This is a genomic window from Bradyrhizobium sp. ERR14 (genome assembly GCF_014198235.1).
Taxonomy (GTDB): domain Bacteria; phylum Pseudomonadota; class Alphaproteobacteria; order Rhizobiales; family Xanthobacteraceae; genus Bradyrhizobium.
Genome location: NZ_JACIHD010000020.1, coordinates 99,317 through 114,427 on the forward strand (window position 1 = coordinate 99,317; position 15,111 = coordinate 114,427).

The 15,111-nt window shown below is 65.3% G+C and carries 17 protein-coding genes; 10 read left to right on the plus strand and 7 right to left on the minus strand.

From position 1 onward, the window contains the following. Window positions 1-32: 32 nt before the first annotated feature. Window positions 33-299, minus strand: a complete 267-nt coding sequence (locus tag GGD62_RS33580; protein ID WP_183712462.1) for a hypothetical protein — start codon at window positions 297-299, stop codon at window positions 33-35. Between the two features lie 9 nt (window positions 300-308). Next, complete coding sequence (locus tag GGD62_RS33585; protein WP_183712464.1) at window positions 309-1,316, minus strand: chemotaxis protein CheB; 1,008 nt, start codon at window positions 1,314-1,316, stop codon at window positions 309-311. An 86-nt stretch (window positions 1,317-1,402) separates the two neighbouring features. On the opposite strand from GGD62_RS33585, the gene GGD62_RS33590 reads away from it, so the two are divergent. Together GGD62_RS33590 and GGD62_RS33595 are read left to right on the plus strand one after the other, a co-directional pair. After that, window positions 1,403-1,807 carry a response regulator gene (locus GGD62_RS33590; RefSeq protein ID WP_183712466.1) on the plus strand — a complete coding sequence of 135 codons (405 nt, stop codon included), beginning with the start codon at window positions 1,403-1,405 and terminating at the stop codon, window positions 1,805-1,807. A 47-nt stretch (window positions 1,808-1,854) separates the two neighbouring features. Beyond that, window positions 1,855-2,124, plus strand: coding sequence for a hypothetical protein (locus tag GGD62_RS33595; protein ID WP_183712468.1), 270 nt, complete (start codon window positions 1,855-1,857; stop codon window positions 2,122-2,124). Window positions 2,125-2,387: 263 nt separating this feature from the next. Here GGD62_RS33595 and GGD62_RS33600 read toward each other — a convergent pair whose 3' ends face one another. Then, window positions 2,388-3,170, minus strand: coding sequence for an SDR family oxidoreductase (locus GGD62_RS33600; RefSeq protein WP_183712470.1), 783 nt, complete (start codon window positions 3,168-3,170; stop codon window positions 2,388-2,390). 175 nt (window positions 3,171-3,345) lie between these two features. On the opposite strand from GGD62_RS33600, the gene GGD62_RS33605 reads away from it, so the two are divergent. The 5 genes from GGD62_RS33605 to GGD62_RS33625 all read left to right on the plus strand — a co-directional run bounded on the left by GGD62_RS33605 (window position 3,346) and on the right by GGD62_RS33625 (window position 8,216). Continuing rightward, window positions 3,346-4,521, plus strand: a complete 1,176-nt coding sequence (locus GGD62_RS33605) for a zinc-dependent alcohol dehydrogenase (RefSeq protein WP_018320611.1) — start codon at window positions 3,346-3,348, stop codon at window positions 4,519-4,521. A gap of 11 nt (window positions 4,522-4,532) precedes the next feature. After that, on the plus strand, window positions 4,533-5,099 hold the full coding sequence (locus tag GGD62_RS33610) for a hypothetical protein (protein WP_018320612.1): 567 nt from the start codon (window positions 4,533-4,535) through the stop codon (window positions 5,097-5,099). Then, entirely contained in the window at window positions 5,080-6,684 is a 1,605-nt protein-coding gene (locus tag GGD62_RS33615; RefSeq protein ID WP_183712472.1) for an alpha-amylase family glycosyl hydrolase, read from the plus strand. The genes GGD62_RS33610 and GGD62_RS33615 overlap by 20 nt, the downstream gene beginning before the upstream one ends. 180 nt (window positions 6,685-6,864) lie before the next feature. Beyond that, a complete protein-coding gene (locus GGD62_RS33620) occupies window positions 6,865-7,044 on the plus strand; it encodes a CsbD family protein (protein ID WP_183712474.1) in 180 nt (59 codons plus the stop codon). Next, entirely contained in the window at window positions 7,041-8,216 is a 1,176-nt protein-coding gene (locus GGD62_RS33625) for a DUF305 domain-containing protein (RefSeq protein WP_183712476.1), read from the plus strand. Before GGD62_RS33620 ends, GGD62_RS33625 begins: the two co-directional genes overlap by 4 nt. A 12-nt stretch (window positions 8,217-8,228) precedes the next feature. Here the strand turns inward: GGD62_RS33625 and GGD62_RS33630 are convergent, their stop codons facing one another. The 4 genes from GGD62_RS33630 to GGD62_RS33645 form a co-directional block, all read right to left on the minus strand. Continuing rightward, the gene (locus GGD62_RS33630) at window positions 8,229-8,837 is read right to left on the minus strand and encodes a cysteine hydrolase family protein (RefSeq protein ID WP_183712478.1); all 609 of its coding nucleotides are present in this window, start codon (window positions 8,835-8,837) and stop codon (window positions 8,229-8,231) included. A gap of 107 nt (window positions 8,838-8,944) precedes the next feature. Then, window positions 8,945-9,751 (minus strand): N-acyl homoserine lactonase family protein, encoded by an 807-nt coding sequence (locus tag GGD62_RS33635; protein WP_183712480.1) that lies wholly within the window; start codon window positions 9,749-9,751, stop codon window positions 8,945-8,947. A 9-nt stretch (window positions 9,752-9,760) separates the two neighbouring features. Then, entirely contained in the window at window positions 9,761-10,150 is a 390-nt protein-coding gene (locus GGD62_RS33640; RefSeq protein WP_183712482.1) for a carboxymuconolactone decarboxylase family protein, read from the minus strand. Between the two features lie 43 nt (window positions 10,151-10,193). Then, on the minus strand, window positions 10,194-11,549 hold the full coding sequence (locus tag GGD62_RS33645) for an MmgE/PrpD family protein (RefSeq protein WP_183712484.1): 1,356 nt from the start codon (window positions 11,547-11,549) through the stop codon (window positions 10,194-10,196). Between the two features lie 228 nt (window positions 11,550-11,777). On the opposite strand from GGD62_RS33645, the gene GGD62_RS33650 reads away from it, so the two are divergent. From GGD62_RS33650 to GGD62_RS33660, 3 genes are all read left to right on the plus strand, one after another. Next, window positions 11,778-12,671: an NAD(P)-dependent oxidoreductase gene (locus GGD62_RS33650; RefSeq protein ID WP_092260026.1), complete on the plus strand. Its 894-nt coding sequence runs from the start codon at window positions 11,778-11,780 to the stop codon at window positions 12,669-12,671. Window positions 12,672-12,700: 29 nt separating this feature from the next. After that, window positions 12,701-14,095, plus strand: coding sequence for an MmgE/PrpD family protein (locus tag GGD62_RS33655; RefSeq protein ID WP_183712486.1), 1,395 nt, complete (start codon window positions 12,701-12,703; stop codon window positions 14,093-14,095). 79 nt (window positions 14,096-14,174) lie between these two features. Further along, window positions 14,175-15,110: a branched-chain amino acid ABC transporter permease gene (locus GGD62_RS33660; RefSeq protein WP_183234548.1), complete on the plus strand. Its 936-nt coding sequence runs from the start codon at window positions 14,175-14,177 to the stop codon at window positions 15,108-15,110. The last annotated feature ends 1 nt before the right edge of the window (window position 15,111 follow it).

Sequence of the window (15,111 nt, forward strand, 5' to 3'; positions counted from 1 at the left end):
GTTCCGAAGGTCAATGTCCGGCCGCTCTTCGGTTAGCCCGCCTCAACCTCCTGCTGAAGATACCTTACGCGCTGCTCGATCAGGGTGCGATGGCGCTCCCATTCGATCAGGGTCTGCCTGAGCAGGTCAACGAGCCGCTGCGCCTGGTGCGTATCGTGACCGTCGGCCATCAACTCGCGCACGCGATCTTCCTGATCCCGGATGCGCTGCCAGCCGTCCTCGATGTCCTTGTCGGCCTTCACCAGAAGATGCTGCTCGGCATCGAGCTGCGCAGTGCGTTCGGTCAGGGACATGGTCATGGTGAGTCTTCACGTCTCCCGTTTGCCTACAGGAGGATCGAGCGACTGTAGCACGACGCGCCGGATCATGTCGGCATATTCGCGGTACTCGGCCGCGCGCGCCCCGTACATCTCGGCGACCGCAAGCCGGCCGCTGCGGCGGCCATCGGAGGCCATACGGTGCACCAGTTCCGCCCGCTCCTCGATGATGCGCAGCGCGACCCGCAAGGCCTCATCCACCCGCCCCTCCTGCTCCTTGGCCAGCGCATCGGCCGTATAGGCGTGGCCCACCTGGCAGCGGAAACGCAGCGGGCGCGATTCCTTGATCTCGGACATGACGCCGCCACAGGCCGGGCAAGTCAGCGCAACGGGGTCAGCCATCGCAGAGAGATTATCGCTGCCGATCCGGTCGCCGGCTGCGATCTCGACCTCGAGCCTGATCTCGGGCGGAATCGGCAAAACCGCTCCGGCCTGCTCCCTGACGAGGTCGGACAGGACGTCGCCCATGCCGGCGCCGGGCACGCAGAGATCGACGGTGGTTGCCTCCATCGCGCGCCTGGGCATTTCGTCGGATATGGCGTCCGCGGGGTCCTGGACCACCGCCATTCCGCCGCAGCGTTTGATGGCGTTGAGGCCCGCCGCGCCATCGGACAATAGACCGCTCAGGAGCACGCCGATCACGCGCGGCCCATGATGGAGCGCCGCCGATCGGAACAGGGCGTCGATCGCCGGCCGGGCCATGTTCTCACGCGGCCCGCGCCCGAGGAAGATGCGATCCTCCGCCAACAGCAGATGATGGTCCGGCGCACCCAGATAGACCTGGCCGGGCTCGATCTTCATGCCGTTCTCGGCCTGGCGCACTGGAAGCGGCCCGGCACTGCTGGCGACCGTCGATAGGATGCCGATGCCCTGCGCCGGAATGTGCAGGACGACGAAGACGGCAGCCGGCAAATCCGCGGGAAGATGACCCAGGATCTGCTTCAATGGCGCGGTCGCTCCGGCCGAGCCCCCGATGACGATGATATCGCGGTTGCTCATGGAACCCGCCTTCGGTTGTATCGTTTGCACCAAGGCGCCCTCCGGCCTTATGTTCCAAATATCGAGGAGGGAACGCCGGAGGGATCATGTCCGTGCCGCCCACGTCATCTCGTCAACGCGCGCCACTGAAGGGCCGCCGCATCCTCGTGGTCGAGGATGAATATTTTCTCGCTGATGACATCGGCAACGCGCTGCGCACGCTGGGCGCGGAAATCGCAGGTCCGGTCGGTCATATCGAGGATGCGGTCGAGATGCTGCACGATGGCGGCGTTCTCGATGCCGCGGTGCTCGACGTGAACATCCGCGCCGCGCCGATCTTTCCGATCGCCCGGGAGCTCAGGGCGCGCCATGTGCCCTTCGTGTTCACCACGGGCTATGACAGGATCAGCATCGGGGCGGAATTCCAGGACGTGCCGCTCTGGGAGAAGCCGATCGACATCACGGCCATGGCGGACAACCTTGCAAGCCTCGTCGGTGGTCAACCGGGATGATGCGATGCAGCATCACCACCGCCTCTCGCAAACGAGAGTGACGTTCGATGATCTACGCACCCGATACCAACATCGACAAGCAACTGCTCAGCCATTCGCACGAGCTGGTTCGCGAGGCCATGGCGCTGCTGCGCAGCAGTGACCATCTCGTGAGTGCACTGCGCCTACGCGACGAGCTCGAGCAGGAACGCCGCACCCGCTGCACCCCGCCGGCGGGCGCGACGGCTGATTTGCAGATTCGCAGACAATCAGAACAGATGCGCGAAGGCGAGCCAGGCGGTCACCGCCAGGCACAACACAACGGCGGCGTAAGGTAGCGCGACGCGCAAGACGGCAAGCCTTTCCGCGTCAGCTCATCATCATCCAGGTAAATGCCGCCACCATCACGAGAAAACCCGTGATCGCGGTCGCGACAAAGGCCTGTTCGATGCGATCCATCGCCATCGCAGCCCCCTTTCCAGCCCGGGCAATGTGACCGCTTCGGGGCCGCCGCGCATTAGGCTATGTGAATCGGCTTTCCTCCTTTTGTCAGTCCGCCGGTTCAGCCGGGCTTCGCCGCGGAAGTTGCGACGACATCGCCCTACGACTTCGCCGTTCCCGGCTCGGCCATCTTGCGATGCTGCTTGGCCAGCATCTCGTTCGGCGTGACGTTGGCGACCGTGCTCTGGATCTTGTTCTTCAGCCCGGTGACGACATCGGACTCGCCGCGCAGCATCGCATCGAACCCCGCCTTGGCGACGTCGTAGGCGCCGTCCTTCTGCTCGGTGCCGACCTTGGTGTCCATCATCCCGGCGCGGCGGAAGAACTCGGTATCGGTGGCGCCCGGCATCAGGCAGGTGACGGTGACGCCGCTGTCACGCAATTCCTCGCGCAGCGCGAACGAGAATGAGTCCAGGAACGCCTTGCTGGCGTTATAGGCCGCCTGGAAACTGCCGGGCGTGAAGCCGGCGATCGAGCCCGTGATCAGGATGCGCCCGGACTTGCGCCGCAGCATCTCGTTACCGACGCGATGGATCAGATAGAGCGTGCCGGTGATGTTGGTGTCGACGAGGTGCCTGACCCTGGCAAAATCCTGATCGAGGAACGCCTTGCCGAGCCCGATTCCGGCATTGGCCAGCAGCGCGTCGATCGGCCTGTCGCCGACCGCGGCGCAGAGCTTGTCGACGCCCCCGGTGGTGGCGAGATCGGCCTCGACGGGCTCAACGCTGACGCCGAGCCTGCGCAGATCGACCGCCACCCGCTCGATCATCGGCTCGTCAGCCGCGATGACGAGGTTGAATCCCGCCTGGGCACAGCACCTTGCGAGTTCCAGGCCGATACCGGTGGAAGCACCGGTGACGATTGCGAGTTGATTGGCGGGCATGAGCGTGTCCTCGCTTGACGTTGATCACGCCCAATCAATGTCCCGCGCGCTCGTTCCTATCCGCGTCGCGCTTTGCGCCAGCCAGTGCAGTGCGAAGAATTTGCGCGCGGCGATAGCAACCATCGTTCACCCCTCGACTTAGATGGCCAACTGGTTCAGTCGGGAGGACGGAAGGATGAAGGCGCTGGTTTGGCACGGCAAGGAGGACATCCGCTGCGACACCGTCACCGATCCGGAGATCCAGGACCCGCGCGATGCCATCATCAAGGTCACGAGCTGCGCGATCTGCGGCTCCGACCTGCACCTCTTCCACAATTTCATCCCGGGCATGCTGCCCGGTGACATCATGGGCCACGAGACCATGGGCGAAGTGGTCGAGGTCGGCTCCGGCGTCGACGGCAAGCTGAAGAAGGGCGATCGCATCGTCGTGCCCTTCACGATCATCTGCGGCGAATGCGACCAGTGCAAGCGCGGCAATTTTTCCGTATGCGAGACCACCAACCGCAAACGCCATCTGGCCGACAAGGTGTTCGGACACACGACGGCCGGCCTGTTCGGCTACACCCATCTGACCGGCGGCTATCCAGGCGGCCAGGCCGAATATCTCCGCGTGCCCTATGCCGATGCCACCCACATCAAGGTGCCGCCAGGCATTCCAGACGAGCAGCTGCTGTTCCTCAGCGACATCTTCCCGACCGGCTGGCAGGCCGCCGTGCAATGCGACATCGAGCCCACCGACACCGTCGCGATCTGGGGCTGCGGTCCCGTGGGGCAGATGGCGATCCGCAGCGCCATCCTGCTCGGCGCCAATCAAGTCATCGCGATCGACTGCCTGCCCGAGCGGCTCAGCATGGCGGAAGCCGGCGGCGCCACCATCATCAACTTCGAGACCGAGAGCGTGGTGGAACGGCTGAACGAGCTCACCGACGGCAGGGGACCGGAAAAGTGCATCGACTGCGTCGGCATGGAATCGCATGTGATGGCCTCCCTGCCCGACACGCTGCTCGACCGCGCCAAGCAGATGGTGATGGCGGAAAGCGACCGGCCCCACGTGCTGCGCGAGATGATCTATGTCTGCCGGCCCGGCGGCATCATCTCGGTGCCCGGCGTGTACAGCGGCCTGTCCGACATGCTTCCGATGGGCGCCTTCATGAACAAGGGCCTGACGATGCGGACCGGCCAGACCCACGTCAACCGCTGGACCGACGACCTGCTCCGCCGCATCGAGGAGGGCGAGATCGATCCCTCCTTCGTCATCACCCACACCGTCCCGCTCGAACAAGGACCGGAGATGTACCAGGTGTTTCGCGACAAGCGCGATTCCTGCGTCAAGGTCGTGCTGAGGCCCTGAAGGAGCAAGCCATGTTTCATTTCTCCAACATCGTCCGCACCAAGGGCGATCCGAAAATCGTCGAGGGCGGGCCGAGCCTGAAGCGGCCTGAAGATCAGCTCGCCCGCGCGCTCGGCTGGTTCAGCATCGGCCTTGGCGTCGTCGAATTCTTCGCGCCGAGACGCGTCACGGAAACGCTGGGCATGGAAGGCCATGAGACCATGGTCCGCGCCTTCGGCGTGCGCGAGATCCTGGCCGGGATCATGTCGCTGTCGGTCGACAAGAACGCCGGCCTGTGGGCCCGCGTCGGCGGCGACGGTCTCGATGCCGCCGCGCTGCTGTCGGGGCTGACAGCCGACAATCCCAAGAAGGGCAACATCGCGCTGGCGCTCTTGATGGTCGGCGGCATCGCCATGCTCGACTACCGCGCCGCGCAGGACACTAGGCCGAGGCGGCCGCCGCGCGAGGCACGGCGCAAGCTGTATCCGAACCGCAGCGGCTTCCCCAAGGGCATCGAGAGCGTCAGAACGGCGGCCAGGCAGATCGCAGCGCCCGCCGATAATGAGGTGAAGCAAGGCGATGAGCGTCGAGTCCCGTGATAAAGCTGCGTGGTGGGAATCCGCCGTCGTCTACGAGATCGCACCGATCTCCTTCCAGGACTCCAACGGCGACGGCAAGGGCGATCTCGCCGGCTTGCTGTCGCGCATCGACTACCTGAAATGGCTCGGCGTCGACGCAGTCTGGCTGACGCCGATCTACAAGAGCCCGTTCCGCGACCTCGGCTACGACATCTCCGACTATTGCGCGATCGATCCTGCCTTCGGCAGCCTCGAGGATTTCGACCGGCTGCTCGAAGCCCTGCACGCCGAAGGCATCCGGCTCATCCTCGACCTCGTCCCCAATCACACCGCCGATGATCACGAATGGTTCGTCGAGAGCTCCAGCTCGCCCGCCAGCGCCAAGGCCGACTGGTACATCTGGGCCGATGCGGCCGAGAACGGCGGGCCGCCCAACAACTGGCTGAGCCGCTTCGGCGGCAGCGGCTGGGAATGGTGCGAGGCGCGGCGGCAATATTATTATCATTCCTTCCTGGTCGAGCAGCCCGACCTCAACTGGCGCAATCCGCAGGTGCGCGGCGCGATCGCGGGCGTGATGCGTTTCTGGCTCGACCGCGGCGTCGACGGCTTCCGCGTCGATGCCAGCGCGGTCCTGATCAAGGACGAATTGCTGCGCGACAATCCGCCGAATCCGGCGGCCGGAGGCAAGCCGCCGCCACAGCGGCAGACGCCCGTCTTCACCGACGACCGGCCGGAGACGATGGATTGCATCGAATTCATCCGCGAGGTGATCGACGGCTATCGGGGACGCATGCTCTGCGGCGAAGTCCAGGGCAAGACCGACCGCATCGGCCATTTCTACGGCAACGACAAGCCGCGCCTGCATCTGCCGCTCAATTTCGCCCTGCTCGACTCGCAATGGGACGCTCTCTCGCTGCAGGCAACGATCGATGCGTATTTCAACGCCATCCCCGAGCACGCCTGGCCGGTCTGGGTCATCGGCGGCCACGACAAGCAGCGGGTCGCGAGCAAGATCGGCGAGGCGCAGATGCGCGTGCTGGCGATGCTGCTGATGACGCTGCGGGGAACGCCGTTCCTCTTCATGGGCGACGAGATCGGCCGCAAGCGCGTGCCCATTCCACCCGACCGCGTCCATGATCCTTTCGAGAGGCTGGTGCCGGGATATGGCCTCTGCCGCGATCCCGAGCGCGCACCGATGCGATGGGATGACAGTCCCGACGGCGGCTTCACCACGGGCCGTCCGTGGCTGCCGCTGGAGCCCCCGGATGGCGCGGCCAATGTTGCCGGGCAGCGGCGCGACGAGCATTCGATCCTGGCGCTGTTTCGCGCGCTGATCACGCTGCGGCGCGAGCATGCGGGCCTGCATCACGGCGGACACGAGCCGCTGCGCGCGCAGAACGACGTTCTCGCCTACAAGCGGACCGACGGGCGCAACGAATTTCTGGTCGCGCTCAACATTGCCGCCGAGCCGCGCAAATGGCACTGGCTGGGTCGCGGCCGCCTGCTGATGTCGACGCATCTGGACCGGCCGCCGGAGCCGTTGCCGGACGCGTCCATCCTGCTCCGGGGCAATGAAGGCGTGATCATTGCGCTCGATCCGCGCTGAAAGCCGCGAGGAACCATCCGCGCGTCAGAGAGTCTGATCAACGCCTCCGACGTCCCCCCTGCCGGAGGCAGACTGCACGAAACCGCAACCCCGGCGCTCACCGCCCCTTCAGGCGCCGGGGTTAGCGGCGTGGGTCTGGGAGGCAGGTCACCTTGGGAGACAGCCATTCGGAGACAAGCCATGGGCAAGACAAAGGGACTTCAGCAACGCATCGTCGGCAAGACCATGCAAGCCGTCGGCGAGATCATCGGCGACCAGGATCTGCACGATGACGGCAAGGCCGAGGCCCAGCGCGGCCGTGACGAACAGGACAAGCCGAGCAAGCTCAACCCGCTGAAGAAGCTCAAGCAGCTGACGTGAACGCAGAGCCGCGACCAGCACTTGCCAATGCAGCGCGGCGCACTGACGAAGGCCTGTCGCGGGTCACGGGGAGACGACGACGTTCGCGTTGGATTGCCGCCGCCGAGCTCGGCCTGATCAGCAGCACCTTCTCGACCATCGTCAGCCAGCTGTTCGCCGCGCGGATCGGCCGCGATGCCGCGGTCGACTGGATGACGGTCGCCGCCATTCCCGCGCGCGACTGGGCGATCAGCGCGGAGCCGTCATGGAGTGCGGTCCTGACCGGGATCGCCTTCCATCAATGGGCGGATTTTTCCTGGGCGCTGGTGTTCTTCGGTGTGCTCGGACGCTGGACCGCCGATTTGCGGCCGGCGACCATCCTGCTGCTCGCGCTGCCCTGGGCCGCGTTCTCGTCGGCCACGGAATGGTTAGTGCTGGTGCCGCTGTTTCCGTTCTGGCAGCCGCTGTTCACGCTGCAGCAGCCCTATTGGATCGGCCTGCTCGTTCATGGCACCTCGGCCCTGATGTATCCCCTGTTCGCCCGGTTGCGCTGGAAACGCGGCGCTGCAGCGGAGCGCGACATCCGCTTCACCAATGCCTGGATCACCGGTGCGCTGGCTGTGATGGCCCTGCTCGGCGTGATCGCGCTATTCGGCAGCCACGGCTACGAGCCGCCCTGGATGGGCCGCGACAGGGATGCGGACCAGACCTATATCCGTCACATGACGGCGCATCATGCCCAGGGCATCGAGCTGGCCCGGATCGCCGTGGAGCGCGCCCAGGACCCGCATCTGCGCAAGCTCGCGATGCTGATGGTCGCGAGCCAGGCTGGCGAGAGCCGGATCTTCGAGAACTGGTGGCTGAGCTGGTTCGACACGGAGATGCCCGACTGCAGCACCGAAGAGCGTGCCGCCATGCCGGGCTTCCTGACTCAGGCCGAGATGCGACAGGTCAAGGCCGCGCCGGCAGACCGGTTCGACGCGGTGTTCGTCGAGACCATGAGCAAGCATCACATGGGCGCGGTCAGGATGGCCGACCGGATGTGGCGGAGTAGCGGAGACCCGCGCCTCCGCATCATGGCGCATGCCATTCGCCACGCCCAGCAGGGCGAGATCGCGCTGATGCACGATGCGAGCGGCATTTCGGCCGTCGCCACGGCCGTCCGCAACATGCTCGCCGACAACGTCAATTGAGCGCATCGCCTCCTACTCCCGCCAGAACTCGGCCAGTTCTTCCGTTGTCACCAGGTCAACCTGGCCGTGAAAGCGGGTGCGGTACATCGTCATGAGCGCGTCGTGCCCGACGTCGGACGAGCTGCACAAGGCGTCCTCGACGATGACGACCCTGAAGCCGAGATCGACCGCGCTCAGGACCGTCGAGAGCACGCAGACATCCGTCTCAGCGCCCGAGATCACGACCGTACCGACGTTCTTGTCGATCAGCCGGCCCGCGAGGGCGGGATTGCTGAAAGCCGAATAGGCCGGCTTGTCGATCATGGCAGCCGGCGGAACGAACTTGCTCAGCGCGGGCACGAGCTCGAGCGCGGATGGCGGCAGATGCTTGCGCGTTGCCTGGCTCCAGCGATGAAAATAGCGCTGCCACTGGCCGGGACGGTCTTCCGGATCCTGCGGCGTGATGAAGCGCGTGAAGATGGTTCTGGCCTGGTGGCGCGCGACGATCGAGACGATCGCCGGCAGGACCCGCTCCATCCATGGCGTCGCCCACAGACCGCCGGGGGCGAAAATGTTCTGCATGTCGATGCAGAGGTGAACGGCCTCCCTGACCTCGGCCACTTCCGACGTGCTGTCCCTCATCGTCCTCCACCGTCAAGCATTCGGCGATCCATTGCGAATGCGAAGGCGATGGCTTTGGTTCCGAACCGCCGCGGTGCAGAGGCAGACCTGGAACCCGCGACGCGCGGTTACGCCGGCGTTGCGGTCGGCGCCACGTCGAGGCGAACCGCAATCCCATTCAGCTCCGGGCTTGGCGCCGGGTAGAGCGTCATGACGCGCGGATCATGGCCGGGGACGATGTGGTCCGCGCTGGGCGCCGCGACGCGCAGCTTGTCGAAGCCGACAAGCATGTCGCCGACATGAAACGCCGTCGTGAACGGACGCTCGCTGGTCATGTTCTCGTAGAAATGACTGACGTCGGAAGCGAGCACGACAGGGCCGCGGCGTGTGTTGACGCGGACGAATTGAAGACCGGCAGAATGCCCGCCCGCCGCATGCACCGTCAGCCCGGGCGCAATCTCGGCATCGCCGTCGTAGAACAGCACCCGGCGTGCGTAATTCAGCCGCACGATCCCGCAGACGTCCTCGACCTCGAACGAATGCGACAGCCGCGGATATTGCATATAGCGCCCGGTGGCATAGGCGAGCTCGCGTTCCTGCAGATGAAATCGCGCGTTCGGAAACCGGTCGAAATTACCGACGTGGTCGTAGTGCAGATGCGTGAGGATCACATCCCCGACGTCGGCAGGGTCGATATCGAATGCGGCAAGCGTCTCGACCGGGCAGCGCAGGAAATTCCGCCTGCGCTGCCTGGCCACTTCCGCGTTGAAGCCGGTGTCGATGACGAAGCTGCGCCCGCCTCCCCGCGCCAGCCACATGAAATAGTCCATCGGCATCGGCCCGTCATGCGGGTCGCCGCCGATGAAGTGCTCGCTCCGCTGCGCATCCCGCGTTGCGTAGCGGATGGCGAAGAGCTCGTAGTCCGGGTCAGCCATGGGATTCGCTCAGGAACCGGCCGCGTCGACCTCATTGAAGGCCTCGCGCGCATTGCGGAAGGCGTCGATGCCGGCGGGAACGCCGCAATAGACCGCGACCTGGAGCAGGATCTCCTTGATCTCCTCCTTGGTCAGCCCGTTCTTCAGAGCGCCCTTGACGTGCAGCTTCAGCTCATGCGGCCGGTTCAGCGCGCCGAGCATGGCCAGATTAACGATCGAGCGCGTGCGACGGTCGACGCCGGGCCGCGTCCACAGCGCACCCCAGCAGAATTCGGTCGACCATTCCGCCATGGTGCGCGTGAACTCGTCGGCGCCGGCAATCGACTTGTTGACGTAGCCCTCGCCGAGCACCTCCTTGCGAACCTTGAGGCCTTTTTCGAACAGTTCGGTCTTGCTCATGATCGTCCCTTTCAGGTCTTGAGAGAGTTTGGTTGGAAGTTGATTAGCGCGATGCCGGTCGCAGCGATTGCAGGAGAGTGGCGACGTCATCCACCGCGTCGAGCCGCCAGATGGCGTCGATGACACGGTCCGCATCCCAATCGCTTCGACCGGTCCGCACGCCATCGCGCAGCTTGGCCTCGATGTCGCGATCTGTGAGCGGTGCGGCGAGACTGCCACGCGGCGAAATGACGGTCTCGGTGAGGACCTCACCGGACGACAGTCGCAACGTCACGCGCGCGGCGCCATCGCGCATCTCGCCGTCCAGCTCCGCCCTCACCTTCTGCCGCAGCTGCACGATATCGGGCCGGACCACCGCCTCATGCGCGAACTCGGCGACCCCGGCCCTGCCGAGCAATAATCCGCATGCCACGCAATGATGGATGCTGACGCGCGCATCGCGCTCGCTGTTGACCGGGCGATCGCCGCGGGCAAGCAGCAGCGCCGAGCCTTGCACCGTCACCAGCTCGATCTGGTCGACCCGCCCGCCGATGCGCTCGCGCAATGAGAGGCAGGCGTCGATCACCGCGTGAAAGACGATGCCGGCGGGATAAGGCTTGTAGGTGTTCTTCGCGATCTCCCAGGTCTTGCCGAGACCATCGAGCAGGCAAGCAATATCGGGCTCGTCTCCCATGGTGCGCGCCCAGCCGAGCGGGCCTTCGATGGCGCGGGGCGCCGCTTCATAGCCCTGCTGCGCAAGCAGTGCTGCAAACAATCCGTTCCGCGCCGCGTTGCCGACGCTGACATTCTTGGCTGCACTGGGCAGGTTCTCGACATTCCCCGCCGACTGGCTCGCCGCGAGCCCGATTGCATTCGCAATCCCCTCCGCGGGCAAGCCCAGTAGTTTCGCGCACGCCGCCGCCGCGCCAAAAATCCCGCAGGTCGAGGTGATGTGCCAGCCGCGCGCGTAGTGGCGCGGCGAGACTGAATTGCCGATGCGGCATTCCACATCCACGCCGAGAATGAATGCGGTCAACACCTCCCGGCCCGACAGTTTGCGCATCTCCGAAAGCGCCAATATCGGCGCAGCAACTGGCGCGGCGGGATGAATGATCGTCTCGGGATGGGTGTCGTCGAAGTCGAGCAAATTGGCCGAGATGGCATTGAGAAATGACGCACACAACGCATCCATCGGCTGCGAGTGACCTATGACCGTCGATGTCGCGGCCCCGCTGAACGGCGACAGCGTGCGCATCGCCGAGATGACCACGGGATCGCGCGCGGAGCCGAGCGCCGTCGCGAAGAAATTGAGAATCGATCGACGCGCCTCAAGGCTCTGCGCCTCCACCTCCGCCCAGGACGAAGCAGCGACGAAATCGGCGAGCGTCTTGCTCACACTCGGAATTGGGACTTGCGGCACGCGGAGCGTCTTCCTCGTTTTCCCGAACCTTATGCCGATCCGCGGCAAACTGTCGACCCTAAATGTTATGCTTGACAGCTTGTCTGACAATCATAACAATCCGGCCCGTTGGCGCGGGATCCCCGCTGCCACGACGACGGCGGCCGAGACGGCCGGCCGGCGAACGCGTTCGACCAACGAGATGAAGAAGGCGCGCCCGTCACGGGATCGCGCGACAGGGAGTAGACGATGGCGGGAGAGATTCTCGGCGTAATCGGCACGGGCCGCATGGGCGGCCCGATGGCGGGACGATTGATGGACGCGGGCTATTCGCTCGTCGTCTATGACACGCAGGTCGAGGCGACTCAGCCGCTGGTCAAGCGCGGCGCACTGCTCGCCAGTTCGCCGGCCGACGTCGCTTCACGCTCCGACATCGTGCTCGCCAGCCTGCCGACGCCCGACATCGTCAAGGCCGTTGCGCTCGGCCAGGACGGCATCAGCAGCGGCAACCGTACGAAGATCGTCATCGATCTCTCGACGTCTGGGCCCGGCGCAGCGAAGTTCGTTGCCGAAGGCCTGAAGGCCAAGGGGATGACGCTGGTGGATGCGCCCGTGAGCGGCGGCATCAAGGGCGCCGTCAACGGCACGCTGGCGGTGATGGTCTCATGCCCGCAGGCGACTTACGACACCGTGCAGCCGATCCTGAAGAACTTCGGCAAGCTGTTCTACACCGGCGACAAGCCGGGCGTGGCGCAGACCGCCAAGCTCGCCAACAATCTGATGGCAGCAGCCGCGCTCGTCATCACCTCGGAAGCCGTCGCGATGGGCGTCAAGGGCGGCGTCAACGCAAAAGTGCTGATCGACATCATCAACGCCAGCAGCGGCCGCAACAGCGCCTCCGAAGACAAATTCCCCCGCGCGGTGCTGCCCGGCACCTTCGATTTCGGCTTCGCCACCGGACTTTCCTACAAGGACGTCCGTCTTTGCGTGGACGAGGCCGAGGCGATGGGCGTGCCGATGGTCTGCGGCGCGGTGGTGCGGCAGATGCTGGCGATCACCAATGCCAAATACGGCGCCTCATCCGACTTCACCTCGATCGCCAAGGTGCTCGAAGAGTGGGCCGGGGTCGAGATGCGCGGCTGATCGCACAAGCCAGGGGAGAACGACCCGCGATGACGACGGGCCCGTCAAGATCAGGCAAGATGCCGCTCGCGCGCCAGATGGCGCGGAGCGTGCTCGCGCGGGATCTCGGAGATTTCGGGCCGGAAATCATCGCCAAGGCAAAACTCTGCCTGCTCGACTTCCTGTCCTGCGCCTTCGAGGCGGGCCATCATCCCTGGAGCCGCCAGGCGATTGCGATCGCGCAAGCCGGCGACAGCGCAACGATCATCGGGACGTCGCAACTCTCCTCGCCGGTCGATGCAGCTTTCGCCAATGCGGTGATTGGGCACGGTCTCGTGCGCGAAGACATGCATGCGGCCAGCATCGCGCACCACGGCGTGGTGATCTGGCCGGCCCTTCTCGCGCTGTCCGAACAGGCGCCGCTGCACGGCGCCAGACTGCTGACGGCCGCCATCATCGGCTATGAGACCGGCGCAAGGATCGGCCGCGCGCTGCTGACCTCGGACCTCGCTCGCCTCTATCGCCCGACCGGCCTCGTGGCCCCCTTGGGCGCCGCGCTCGCGGGAAGTTTTGCACGCGGCCTTTCCGAGGACCAGGCCACCAGCGCGATCGCGATCGCGGCCAATACCTCCAGCGGACTCAACGAGTGGCCGCATACCGGTGGCTCCGACATGTATTTCCATCCGGGCTTTGCAGCCAGCAATGCGATCAAGGCAATTGGCCTGGCCGCAGCCGGCGCCTTTGGCTCGGAAACCATACTGGAGGGTGAAGCCGGCCTGTTCGCCGCTTATCGCCGCCAGGCCGCGCCGGACAGCATCGCGCTCTTCCCCAATGGCGAGTGCGAGATCATGGCCGTCTACAACAAGCCGGTGCCGGCCTGCAATTTCGCGCAGACCGCCGCGCAAGCGGCGCTACGCGTTTCGCACGAACTCGCCAGCGCGGAGGAGATCGACCGGGTCGTCATTCGCGCGCCGGATGCCGCCGTTCGCTACCCCGGCTGCGACTCCATAGGTCCCTACCGCAATGCGCTTCAGGCCAAGATGAGCATTCCCTTCAGCGTCGCAGCGACGCTGGCGCGGGGCGAGATCGAGGAAGACAATTACGCCGAGCTCGACGATGCCGACGTCATCCGCCTGATCTCGGTGACCGAGCTCAAGGCTGACGCCGGCTTCACCGCCGCCTTCCCCGGCAAGCAGGGTGCGGAAGTGTCCGTGCAGCTGCGCGACGGCCGGACCATCCGGCACGCTCTGCCCGACGTCATTGCCGCAACACCTGCGGATATTCGCGCACGCTTTCGCAGCTCGGCAGCCGCAGTCCTCGGTGAGGACCGCGCGCATCGGCTCGAGCAACTCATCGACGATTGCGAGCAACTCGGCAATGCAGGCGACATCGCCGCGCAGTGCCGCCTGAACGCAACGGAACGGGCTTTACGATCGGCATCATGAGAAGTGCCGGAGAGTACGGGGGAAACATGGTCGATCTCGAGACCAGCTTAGAATTGTCAGCGGCGCGGAGGCGAGGCTGATGGAAGGATTCCTGCAAGCGCTCGCCGCGGGGCTTTTGATCGGCGCCGTCTACGGCCTGATGTGCGTCGGGCTCGGCCTGATCTTCGGCGTCATGCGCGTCATCAACTTCGCCCATGGCGATTTCATGATGCTCGGCATGTACACCGCCTTCTATCTCTTCACCGCCGCCGGCATCCAGACATTGTTCGGCAATGCCGTCGGGCCGTTCGTCGCCATCCTGCTGGCCGGACCGGTGCTCGCACTGTTCGGCTATTTCGTGCATCGGGCGCTGATCTCGCACGTGTCAGGCACGCGCACCGCCTCGCTCGAAGGCGAAGGCCATTACGCCCAGCTCATCCTCACGCTCGGCATCGCGCTGATCCTGCAGAATGGCGGCCTCATCGTGTTCGGCTCCGTGCTGGCCTCGATCCGCACGCCGCTGTCGAGCTCGGCATGGGAGCTCGGTCCCTTCTTCGACATGAGCATCTTCCTCAACAAGGCCCGCAGCATCGATATGATCGTCTCGCTGGCGATCATGATCCTGCTCTCGCTGCTGATCACGCGCACGCGGATCGGCAAGTCGCTCCGCGCCGCCGCGGACAATCCGACGGCTGCGACCTATATGGGCATCGACGTCGACCGCGCGCATCGCACCGCCTTTGCGCTCGGCTGCGGCATCACCGCGATTGCCGGCGGCCTGCTCGCCACCAACTACCCGTTCCACCCCTTCGTCGGCCTCGAATACGTCATCGTCATGTACGCCGGCGTCGTGCTCGGCGGCATGGGCAGCATCATCGGCGCGTTCTGGGGTGGCATGACGATCGGCCTCGTGCAGCAGATGTCGACGCTGATCCTGCCGACGCAGTTGCAGAACGCGGCGATCTTCGCCGTCTTCCTCCTCATCATCTTCTTCCGTCCGCAGGGCTTCTTCGGGCGCATGGTCGAGAGGACGTGAC

Excerpts from the sequence above, each read along its gene's own strand:
- GGD62_RS33600 (WP_183712470.1), bottom strand. The coding sequence starts at position 3,170 with ATGCCCGCCAATCAACTCGCAATCGTCACCGGTGCTTCCACCGGTATC.
- GGD62_RS33620 (WP_183712474.1), top strand. The coding sequence starts at position 6,865 with ATGGGCAAGACAAAGGGACTTCAGCAACGCATCGTCGGCAAGACCATG.
- GGD62_RS33640 (WP_183712482.1), bottom strand. The coding sequence starts at position 10,150 with ATGAGCAAGACCGAACTGTTCGAAAAAGGCCTCAAGGTTCGCAAGGAG.
- GGD62_RS33655 (WP_183712486.1), top strand. The coding sequence starts at position 12,701 with ATGACGACGGGCCCGTCAAGATCAGGCAAGATGCCGCTCGCGCGCCAG.
- GGD62_RS33590 (WP_183712466.1), top strand. The coding sequence starts at position 1,403 with ATGTCCGTGCCGCCCACGTCATCTCGTCAACGCGCGCCACTGAAGGGC.
- GGD62_RS33615 (WP_183712472.1), top strand. The coding sequence starts at position 5,080 with ATGAGCGTCGAGTCCCGTGATAAAGCTGCGTGGTGGGAATCCGCCGTC.
- GGD62_RS33660 (WP_183234548.1), top strand. The coding sequence starts at position 14,175 with ATGGAAGGATTCCTGCAAGCGCTCGCCGCGGGGCTTTTGATCGGCGCC.
- GGD62_RS33605 (WP_018320611.1), top strand. The coding sequence starts at position 3,346 with ATGAAGGCGCTGGTTTGGCACGGCAAGGAGGACATCCGCTGCGACACC.
- GGD62_RS33630 (WP_183712478.1), bottom strand. The coding sequence starts at position 8,837 with ATGAGGGACAGCACGTCGGAAGTGGCCGAGGTCAGGGAGGCCGTTCAC.
- GGD62_RS33610 (WP_018320612.1), top strand. The coding sequence starts at position 4,533 with ATGTTTCATTTCTCCAACATCGTCCGCACCAAGGGCGATCCGAAAATC.
- GGD62_RS33585 (WP_183712464.1), bottom strand. The coding sequence starts at position 1,316 with ATGAGCAACCGCGATATCATCGTCATCGGGGGCTCGGCCGGAGCGACC.
- GGD62_RS33635 (WP_183712480.1), bottom strand. The coding sequence starts at position 9,751 with ATGGCTGACCCGGACTACGAGCTCTTCGCCATCCGCTACGCAACGCGG.
- GGD62_RS33595 (WP_183712468.1), top strand. The coding sequence starts at position 1,855 with ATGATCTACGCACCCGATACCAACATCGACAAGCAACTGCTCAGCCAT.
- GGD62_RS33650 (WP_092260026.1), top strand. The coding sequence starts at position 11,778 with ATGGCGGGAGAGATTCTCGGCGTAATCGGCACGGGCCGCATGGGCGGC.
- GGD62_RS33580 (WP_183712462.1), bottom strand. The coding sequence starts at position 299 with ATGACCATGTCCCTGACCGAACGCACTGCGCAGCTCGATGCCGAGCAG.